The organism is Tunicatimonas sp. (assembly GCF_049647865.1).
GTDB lineage: Bacteria > Bacteroidota > Bacteroidia > Cytophagales > Cyclobacteriaceae > Tunicatimonas.
In genome coordinates this window covers 1-2,541 of the sequence record NZ_JBARYM010000441.1, presented here as the reverse complement: position 1 = coordinate 2,541, position 2,541 = coordinate 1, and the positions used below count along the sequence as shown (strand labels likewise).

1 protein-coding gene is annotated in these 2,541 nt (G+C 42.3%); it reads left to right on the top strand.

Features of this window, described 5'->3' with window-relative positions; all coding sequences use genetic code 11:
• Positions 1-130 precede the first annotated feature (130 nt).
• On the top strand, positions 131-2,541 hold a 2,411-nt coding region (locus WBA23_RS13175), incomplete at its 3' end, for a PEP/pyruvate-binding domain-containing protein (protein WP_424582740.1).

The following is a 2,541-nucleotide window of genomic DNA, read 5'->3' as shown; positions in this document are numbered from 1 at the left end:
CTTCCAACTAGCTTCATTGAAAAAAGTAGTTAGCTGAACAAAAATGCACCTATTTAACCATTGATTTTTTCTCACTGCTAATTCATAATTATATTGGCTAACTTCGTCGCTTAGATTAACACTAATTTTTATGCTGAATACCCGTGCGATCTTAATCATCACAGTAATCGCTACCAACTTTTGGGTTTTAACTTCGTCAGTTGCTCAAGATATAGACGCTGAAACAATTTCGAAGCGCGTAAAAAGCTACAAAAATGAAAACCGAGGCCCTTATAAAGACATAAGGTGGTTTTGCCCTGATGGCTCTGTCGTCCCCCCCCAAGAACGTTGTGCTCAGACGGGAGGAGTACAACGCGCTCGTTACAAAGATGAAGTAGAAAGCTTGGCTAAGAGCAACCAAATCTACTTAGGCCAGATATTATCTACTACGCGCTACGGCGATTTCCTTGATGCGAAGAATAGCAACTCTCGTTTAGTACAGTATCAATTGGAAAAGTACTTGCGCGCGGTTGATGATGGTTGGATCAACAGAAAAGCACAATATTACCGGGGGGCTTTTCAATCAGAAGATGAAGAAAGCTGGGGCAAAGATTTTTACTTGAAAATACTAAGCGATAACCAGTTGCTCACCAAGCAATACTTTCTTGTTCGGCAGTCGCTGAAAGATGTACCTCATAAAGGAGATAATAACAAAGCGCAACTAATAAGAAGTCAATCCAAGTTCTTATCGGATCAGTACGCTCCTTTTATGGATCTACGCATTAAACTACACGGGCAGCCCGAAGCCAACGATATTGTCAAGGTCAAGAATTTTAAGCAGCAGCATACTTCGAAACTAACGCCTGATTTACTCAAGAAATTTGATGAGCTTATCGCGACGATGGATGAGTTCTATCAGCCGGTAAATACTACCCTAATTGTACAATACAGTAAGCCGGTTTCAGCTAATTCGCCTCTAAAACTAGCCGTAAAAAGCTATGCAGAAAACTACCCTCAGTCCTCTTCATCGGCTCAAAAAATAAAATCCACCACCGAACTCCTGTACCTTATCAGAAAGGATATTCTGAGCGAAAAATCGAGTGAAGGCCGATTAGCCCTGTTAGATATTTCGCTTCTTCTTGAAGAAATTATATTCAAAGAAGTTTCCAAATGGAAAGTAAGTGAATTGAGTGAACTACTGCTGAAAATTAACGTGCTAGCCCAATCAGCAGCGGGTATGGGCTTTCTGGAACTGTGGGAATGGGAGAAGTTGCATTCCGAATTGGAGATTGCTGGTGATAAAACGCTGTCATTAGATCGCCTCAATTGGTACTTGACCATGGCCCGCCGGGCGGTAGAATGGGGAATTGGCACCGTAAAGGCTAGTTATCAGGAACCAGTAACCACCTATAGTGAATTTGAGCCTTTAGCCTATGGATTTATTGATGATAGAATAAGGGCATCGGTGTTGCTACCGTTAGGCAAGAGTGTCGGACTGCTTGGTGAACTTATTGCTCAGCAGTCTGGCTTCTCAAATCAGGTTTTAACCCTCCCCGATCAGAGTGAAATTCGGGGATTAAATCCCGGATATGCTACAGGTGAATTAGTGGTTATCTCGGGATCATCAGAAGCATTAAACGTATCTAGTGACAAGATCTATATCTTGGAAAAGCCCCCATCTGATCTCAAGCCAGTGGCGGGAATTGCTACGGTCTCGGAAGGCAATTTGGTTTCTCATGTTCAACTCATGGCCCGTAACTTAGGAATTCCTAATGCCGTAATTTCCGATGAGAATCTACAAAACTTGAAGAAATACAGTGGTCAGGAGGTTTTCTACGCAGTGTCTAATAAAGGAACCGTACTAATGAAGCTAGCCACAGAAATGACACCGCAGGAGAAGGCTCTCTTTGAGGTAAAGAAAAGAAAGGAAAATAAGATTAGGGTGCCCGTAGAAAATGTGGTGCTTGACCAAGACAAAATTCTACATCTGCGTAATGTAAAATCAACTGACTCAGGAGTTTTATGTGGGCCAAAAGCGGCTAACTTGGGTCAGCTAAAGCAGTTGTTCCCCACCCAGGTAGTGGAAGGATTAGTAATTCCTTTCGGCATTTTCTATAAGCATATGCAACAGAAAATACCCGGCTCTGATCACTCTTATTGGGCGCAACTAAAGGATGTCTACCAAGCAACCACTACCATGCGCTCCAACGGTAGTACTGAAGAAGAAATAGAAAACTACACTCTTCAACAACTAGAAATATTAAGAGCGGCTATTAAAGAGATGCCACTTTTACCAGAATTTACGGAACGACTGACATCTGACTTTCAAGACATTTTAGGTAAGCCCCTCGGTAGCGTACCCGTTTTTCTAAGAAGCGATACGAATATGGAAGACTTGAAGGAGTTTACCGGGGCGGGTTTAAATTTAACTTTATTCAATGTAGTTGATAAGGCAAAAATTATTCAGGGCATCAAAGACGTATGGGCATCGCCGTATTCAGAGCGCAGTTACAAGTGGCGACAAAAGTACCTGCTCAACCCAGAGAATGTCTATCCGTCTAT